Consider the following 6,957-nt stretch of genomic DNA (forward strand, 5'->3'; position numbering starts at 1 on the left):
GCGATCGGGTGCTGCTTAGTCGGTACTGCCGGCGCGACGCCGGCGCGCGTGGTCGTCAGTTCCCCGCGGGTGCCGTACCGGTGAAGTAGGTCTGCGCCTTGCTCCAGGTGTTGGACCCCACGGAGTTGCCGAGGGTGAGTCCATCGCGGTTGGCGTCGCGGAAGTGGATGCCGCCGAGCAACCGGGACAGGCCGGCTTCGTCGGCCGCGTCCGTGTACGTCGACCAGGACATGGTTACCGCTGCGGCGGGGACCGATCCGGGTTCGACGACCGACTTGCCCTTGGCGATGGTGGCCGACATCTGCAACGTGTTGCTGCCGGTGAACAACCGCAGGACCCGGGCGGCGGCGCCACTGAAGGTGCTGTGCCCGGAGACGTAGTCCGGGTGCGGCGGGGTGGCGATGTACGAGACGAACTGTTCCGCGGGGATCGTCTGGGTGCCCTGGTTCGGACCGGCCCAGGCCTTGATCGTCGTGCCGGCCTTGGTGAGGCGGACGGCAGTGACCGGGCGGATGAAGTCATGGGAGCGTTTGGCGTTCCAGGCGGTGATGCCGGCGTCGAGCAGGGCGTTGCTCACCGCGAAATGCAGCTTTGCGTCCTGGTCGATGGTGTGACCGAGCCTCCGCGAAGTGGCGCCGGTGAACAGTATCCAGTGGCCCGGCGGCTGCTCGGTCTTCGGCCCGTCCGACCAGTACTCGGCCCGGATCTTGGTGCCGTCGTCCAGTTTGGCGCTGAACTTGATGATTTCGTCGACGGCCTTGTCGTACGATCCGTCACTCTTCTTCAACGTCGGTCCCGGTGGCGCGAACTGGCCGGCCGAGGTCAACGCGAACGGAGTCACCCGATTCCAGTGCGGCACGATGAAGGATTGACCGGGTAGCGGCCGCCAGGACAACGCGCTCGGCGGGTTGGTCGGTGTGTACCCGGTGTAGTCGGAATAGGGCTGGCCGGTGACGCTGCCCGGGGCATTGCCGGCCTGGTTGGCGCCGTCGTTGCGGCGCGCCGCGATGACCGCGTCGGCCGCAGCCGTGCCGATGGTGGCCGGATCGTCGGACTGCCCGGTGGGCGGGTCGACGTAGCCGAGATTGTTGCGGAAGGAGGTGAACGTCGCCTCGAGCGACGGGAAGAGGTCGCTGAGCGCCCGGTGGGCGGCGTAGCTGATCGCCATGCTCTTGCGCTCGGGCGTGCGTTCGTCGGCGGGGCGCCGGGTCCAGCCGGTCCGCCGGGTGGGCACCGCAGTGGCGTCGTAGGCGGTCCAGGCGTCGTAGATGCTGGTGTTCATGACCGCCAGCGCCCGCGCGCTGACCGGTGGCGCGGGGAAGACCGTCCGGATGGCGGCCAGAGCCTGGTCGTTCCACTTGAGCACGACATTGTCGTTGATGGACGAGCCGAACGCGTCGAGCGGGTGGAAGGCTCCCGGGCCGATCGGCTTGACCGGCTTCGGCTTGGGCGGGTTCGCCCCGGCGAGGACCGAAGCCGTGGTCAGCGGGCCGGCCAGGGCGACGACCAGAAGCGAGAACCCCCCGATCAGTACGGCTCTGCGGGCGGGTTTGCGGATCGACACGGGAGACCTTTCGGGGAACAGCACGAGGATGGCGGCGCTGGGCCGGAACGCCGACTCAGGCTCTGAGAAGCCTGTTCAGGGCTCTGGCCAACGCGCTCTGGTCGGATGAGTCCTTGGCCGCTGTCTGGACGACGCGGCACAACTCGCGAGCGGAGTCAGGTTCGTTGGTCTCGCTGAGCGTGAACCCTGCGCCGGTCAGGAAGATGATGACGCCGGCGTCGATGAAGGCGCTGACGGTGTCGATCTGCACCGTGCATCCCGACCCGGTGTCATCGGATGCCGTGGCGTTGGCGATGACGGTGACCGCAAGGGCGTCGACAGAGGTTTCTGTGCCGGCCAGCGTGCCGTGCACCGCGAGCTGCCCGTCCTGCTCGACGAACCTCGCCACCGTTACGGTGCCCTGGAAGGGGGTCCCCGGCACGCCGGGCCCGCTGCTGAACGTTCCGTCCACCGCGAACTGGACCGGGGCCGGCCCGACCGGCTTGGCCAGCGCGTTCGCCGCCGTCACGCCGCTGAGCAGCAGGAACGTCATGGCGAGAGACGCGAAGGTGATTTTGCGCATGGAGTCAGGTGCCTTTCGAGGCGGGCGCGGCAGTCGAACCGGAAATCATGCACGCACCGGTGGGTACGAGTGGGTCGGAGCAGCAGGTGCGGCCCCCGCCCGACCAGACACTCAAACACGGCCTTGAATGCGTCATGCAGGTTAAATCTCGAAGATCTTGATCACATAGTTGAATGGCAGCAAGCAACTTAGCGCAGGGTTCGGTCGACGACAATCCATGGCAGCGAAAACATAAAGTTCGCTTAAGTCAGCGCGCGGGCCAGACCGAATAAAGTGGACAAAAGATGACCATGACGGCGGGCAAAAGTCCTGCCAGGACGTCCGTCACATCCTCCAGCAGCACGGCTGTAGCAAACACGAGTGCAACTGCATCGATATGTCCTGACTAGAACCGACATGGATGATCAGCTATCTTGGGTCGGCCGTGCAGATAGATGCAGGTGCGCGTGCCAGGGCCTACCATGGCATTCATTCTGAGGTGCGCGTGAAGATCGACTGGCGAATGACTGCCCGTACCGCATTGTTGCTGATCGCAGTGAATGGTTATTGTGCGGCTCGCCTACATCGGATCGTCCGATGCTGAGAGGTTGGGGCTATGTCCGCTACGGAGACGCTGGTCGCCGGCAGGTACCGCGTCGGCCCATGCCTGGGTAAAGGTGGCATGGGACGGGTGTGGTTGGCCCGCGACGAGGTGTTGCGGCGCGACGTGGCCATCAAGGAAATCGCGCTGCCGTTCGGTCTGACCGACGAGGAGCGGGAGGAGATGCGCGCCCGGACCCTGCGGGAGGCGCGCGCCGCGGCTCGCCTGAACCACCCCAATGTGGTGCGCATCTACGACGTGCAACACGGTGACGAACGGCCGTGGATTGTCATGGAGTACGTGCCGGCGCGGTCCCTGCTGCAGGTGATCAAGGAGAACGGACCGTTGCCGCCCGCCGAGGTGGCCGGTATCGGCCTGGCCGTCCTCTCCGCGCTCGACGCGGCGCAGCGGGTCGGCGTGGTGCACCGTGACATCAAGCCGAGCAACGTGCTGGTCGCGGACGACGGCCGCGTCCTGCTGACCGACTTCGGGTCCGCGTTGATCGACGAGGGCGAGGGTGCGCTGACCCAGACCGGCCTGATCCTCGGTTCTCCCCGGTACATCGCACCCGAGCGCGCCGCGAACGGCGTGTCGACACTGGAATCCGATCTGTGGTCGCTCGGCGCCACCCTCTACGAGGCGGTCGAAGGGCGCGCGCCGTACACGCGTGAGACCACCATGGCGGTGCTGGTCGCACTCGCCACCGAGAAGCCGGATCCGACCCATCGAGCCGGGGCGCTCAAGCCGGTACTGAATGGGCTGTTACAGAAAAATCCCCGGTCCCGGATGCGGTTGGACGAGGTGGAGGAGCGGCTGCGGCGGATCGCCGACGTGCAGAACGCCGTACGACTGCACAATGTGCCGTCGCCACCCGCTCGCGGGCAGGCGGCACCACCCGCACCCACACCCCCACCCATGGCCCGCGAGATTCCGGGGAACGTCGACCTCGTCAACGTCGCACCCATCGCCTTGGCGGCCGGCCCGGAAGTCCCGGGAACGTCGACTGACTCCCGCTCCGCGGCACCGGCCGCCGTTCCAGCGCCGATCCAGCGCCCAGCGCCGGTCGAGCCGCCGCGCCGCCGGCCGGTCGCCCAGTTGGTCGTCGGAGTGGCAACGGCAGCGACGCTCGTGGTCGGAACAGCTGCATTCGCTGCCAACGGCGGTTCCCTGCCATGGTCCGACAGAGACGGCGACAGCGACGGCGACCGCACCGCGGTCGCCGCCACCGCAAACCCCACTCCTGCGGCGTCGTCTGCCCCGGCCCCTACGTCGGCCGCCACCCCGGCGCCGGTGTCCACCGTGTTGCCTTCGGCATTCAAGTGGTACGACTCGAGGAGCGGCTTCCATGTCGCGTGGCCGAAGACCTGGGTCAAGGTCCAGGAGTCCCGTACGAGCGTCACGCTCTGCGCGCCCGGCGGCCCTCCAGTGGTCGCCGTCCGTGAATGGACTCGCTCCGACCCCGACCTGACCGCCGCGCTCCGACGCGAGGAGACAGCAGCCGCGCTACCTCGCTACAAGCGCGAGCGGATGGTGGTCTCGCCGCAACAGGACAGCGCGGAGTGGGAGTACACGTTCACTGATCCGAAGATGGGTGCACTGCACGGACTCGAGCGCGCCGTGCTGGTCGGTGGGCGTGCGTACCTCATCCAGTGGCGCACACCGGCCGGTGAATGGGCCAAGCACCAGAGCGCGCTGAACGTCGTCGTCAACAGCTTCCGCCCCGCGCCGCCGCCCGCCGCCGTGAACCAGACGGTCACGCCGTCCGGCTTCGTCGCCTACCAGAGCGGGACCGGCGGCTTCCAGCTCGCCGCTCCGGCGAAGTGGGCGAAGGTCAAGGAAACGGCGACGAGCGTCGTGTTCTGCGCCCCGGGCGGGCCGCCGCTGGTCGGCGTACGCACCTGGGCACCGTCGAACGAGAACCTGGCCGTCGCCCTCACCCGCGAGGCGGCACTGGCGAAGCTGCCCGGCTACCGGGAAATCAGTGTGGAGAACCTCCCGGGAGGGCAGGGCGCCGTGTGGGAGTACACCTTCACCGACCCGAAGATGGGTCGCTTGCACGGTCTAGAGCGCGCGTTCGTGACACCGACCGGCGGCTATCTCGTCCAGTGGCGGACACCGGCAGACAAGTGGGCGGCGAACCTACCGAAGTTGGGTGTTATCGCGAGCAGTTTCCGGGCCGCCTAGAAATGCTGGGCAACGCTTGGACCATCTGACCCGATCGACGGCACCCGAGCCGGCGTGCCATGACGCGACAAGGACCACGGAATGGATGTAACCGCCATGCCGATCGAGCTCACGGTCGAGGATGCGATGTGCGCCGTATGCGACCAGCCGGTCAGGGCGGTCGTGGGTACGCCATCTCGTCAGATCGTGAGCGCTGCGAGCACGGTGTACGCGGCTACGGCATGGTGCATGCTCGAGCCCTGCGGACACGCGTTCACCGTACGCCGAGGTGGGTTGATCTACTGATCCTCCGCTCACGCCAGCGGCCTCGTTACGTGACTCGCATATGACCGAAATAATGCTCGGGGCAATCCCTCACCTGCGGTGGGATCGATCCCGGGAGGGCGTCTGGGAAGGTCAGGAGGACTCGGCACGCCCGGGCACTCGTGTGTTTCCGCTGGTCGGTAGGATATGGCCGTACGCCCTCGTAGCTCAGGGGATAGCGCAACGGTTTCCTATTGTTCTGAATGCGAAGTCAGCAGCGCGACGTGCTGGGACGATGGCCTCTTGAACTCATTGTGCGGCGTCCCACAGGACCCTTCCATGTTCATGTGTCCACCATGGTTGGCTTGCGTCCCGAGTGAGCGGCGCAAAGATGCCGCCAGACTTGATCGACCGGTTCCTGGGATGGGTGGGCGTTCGGACCTGGGACTGATTCCTACCCGCTTCACGCCGAAACTGCGTAGCTCTGCCAAAGCTCCTGGTCGGTGGCGTCAGGCGTGGTGCCAGCCGGGAAATCGGTCCGGCCTACGTTGGGATGCCATGCCGCCACCAGCGTGCTAAGGCTGTCCACCAGCAGGGCCGGCCACGGGAGCCGCTCGATGATTTCGTCGAAGAGTTGGCGCGCGGCCGCCGCGCGGGCGTCTTCGTCGGCAGGGATGCGACGGATCTCCCACACGACGTCGTAACCGTCGAGCGCGGAGACCTCATCCGGCTCGGGGTCCGGCGGAGCGCCGAAGATGTTTCGCTTGACCTCGCCACCCACCTCGGCGTCGTCGCGCCGAAGGGCGACGTACACATTGCCGTCGCGCTCGACCGGCTCGACGCTGAAGGCGGTCGCCAGCTGCCGAGCGGCCTCGCTCGGCCCCAGACCGGTACTCAAAAAGATGTGCATTGAATTAGACATAGGCTCGTTCCTCCGGGAACACCTTGATCGAACCGTCACCCATGATGATCTCGACCCGTTCCGGCATCGGCAGGTCCATTTGCTTCGCCTGGCCGACTGCGCGAGCATACCCACGGCCTGCGCTCTCATCGGTCAGGTTCACGCCCCGGCCGTCGATGACGACATTGCCGCCGCCGTACTGATCAACCTGCTCGGCCGCGTCGAGGATGTTGCGCCGGACCGCGCTGCTGTCGGCGCTTTTGAGGGTCTTGAACTCGGTGATCGTGCCGACGTCATCGGGCGAGTTCCGGACCATCGCGTCGGGGTTCTTCTTGCCAGGCACGGTGTCATCGCGTTCCCGGGGGTGGACACTGGCGCCGTCTTCGGCGAGCCGGTCCGCGATGCGATGTTCTGTCACGTTGAACAGGCGGTCGGGGTCATGGACCCCCGCCCGGAAGGCGTCGTGCAGCTCACCGCGGTGCTTGCCCGGATCGAAATCTTGGTCCCCAGGGCGGGGAGTTTGGCGGCGGAGGTCATGGGCCGGATCGAGATGTTGGGCGTCATGCAGCCTCCGCTCCGGCCCGTTGTACTCACTCGGCGGACCGCCGCCCGGCTGAATGCCTACATCCAACGCCTTCGCGTACTCGGACTGGGCCGCGTCGTGCGCGTCCTGGTGAGCCGACAGCTGGGACTCCAGCGGCTGGCCGTGGGCCTTGGCCCCGGAGCGATTCGACAGCTCAGTGGGCTTCGGCACCTCCGCAGGCTCCGGCGGCGGCTCCGGCGGCTTGATCTCCCGAACGTCCTCGGCCATCACCGATTCACCGCCCTTCGCCTACCTCGTCGCGCGGCGAGGCCGGCCGACCCAGTCATTATGTCGCGGTCAGACCACGGAGCGGCAGCGTCGGCCGCTCGACGCAGCGGCC

Annotated in this window: 5 protein-coding genes; 1 reads left to right on the forward strand and 4 read right to left on the reverse strand. The window is 67.1% G+C overall.

The features are described 5' to 3' along the window. Nucleotides 1-55: 55 nt before the first annotated feature. Together AB0M20_RS19695 and AB0M20_RS19700 are read right to left on the reverse strand one after the other, a co-directional pair. Nucleotides 56-1,564, reverse strand: a complete 1,509-nt coding sequence (locus AB0M20_RS19695) for a vanadium-dependent haloperoxidase (protein ID WP_364300028.1) — start codon at nt 1,562-1,564, stop codon at nt 56-58. A 55-nt stretch (nt 1,565-1,619) separates the two neighbouring features. Continuing rightward, entirely contained in the window at nt 1,620-2,126 is a 507-nt protein-coding gene (locus AB0M20_RS19700) for a hypothetical protein (RefSeq protein ID WP_364300030.1), read from the reverse strand. A gap of 595 nt (nt 2,127-2,721) precedes the next feature. Between AB0M20_RS19700 and AB0M20_RS19705 the strand changes: the two genes are divergently transcribed. Beyond that, nucleotides 2,722-4,890: a serine/threonine-protein kinase gene (locus tag AB0M20_RS19705; protein ID WP_364300032.1), complete on the forward strand. Its 2,169-nt coding sequence runs from the start codon at nt 2,722-2,724 to the stop codon at nt 4,888-4,890. A 706-nt stretch (nt 4,891-5,596) separates the two neighbouring features. Here AB0M20_RS19705 and AB0M20_RS19710 read toward each other — a convergent pair. Together AB0M20_RS19710 and AB0M20_RS19715 are read right to left on the reverse strand one after the other, a co-directional pair. Next, nucleotides 5,597-6,043 carry a hypothetical protein gene (locus AB0M20_RS19710; protein WP_364300034.1) on the reverse strand — a complete coding sequence of 149 codons (447 nt, stop codon included), beginning with the start codon at nt 6,041-6,043 and terminating at the stop codon, nt 5,597-5,599. Nucleotides 6,044-6,047: 4 nt separating this feature from the next. Continuing rightward, a complete protein-coding gene (locus AB0M20_RS19715) occupies nt 6,048-6,848 on the reverse strand; it encodes a hypothetical protein (RefSeq protein WP_364300036.1) in 801 nt (266 codons plus the stop codon). Nucleotides 6,849-6,957: the final 109 nt, after the last annotated feature.

The organism is Actinoplanes sp. NPDC051633 (assembly GCF_040681735.1).
GTDB lineage: Bacteria > Actinomycetota > Actinomycetes > Mycobacteriales > Micromonosporaceae > Actinoplanes.

Coding starts and splice junctions, on each gene's coding strand:
- AB0M20_RS19710 (WP_364300034.1), bottom strand. CDS start 6,043: ATGCACATCTTTTTGAGTACCGGTCTGGGGCCGAGCGAGGCCGCTCGG.
- AB0M20_RS19705 (WP_364300032.1), top strand. CDS start 2,722: ATGTCCGCTACGGAGACGCTGGTCGCCGGCAGGTACCGCGTCGGCCCA.
- AB0M20_RS19700 (WP_364300030.1), bottom strand. CDS start 2,126: ATGCGCAAAATCACCTTCGCGTCTCTCGCCATGACGTTCCTGCTGCTC.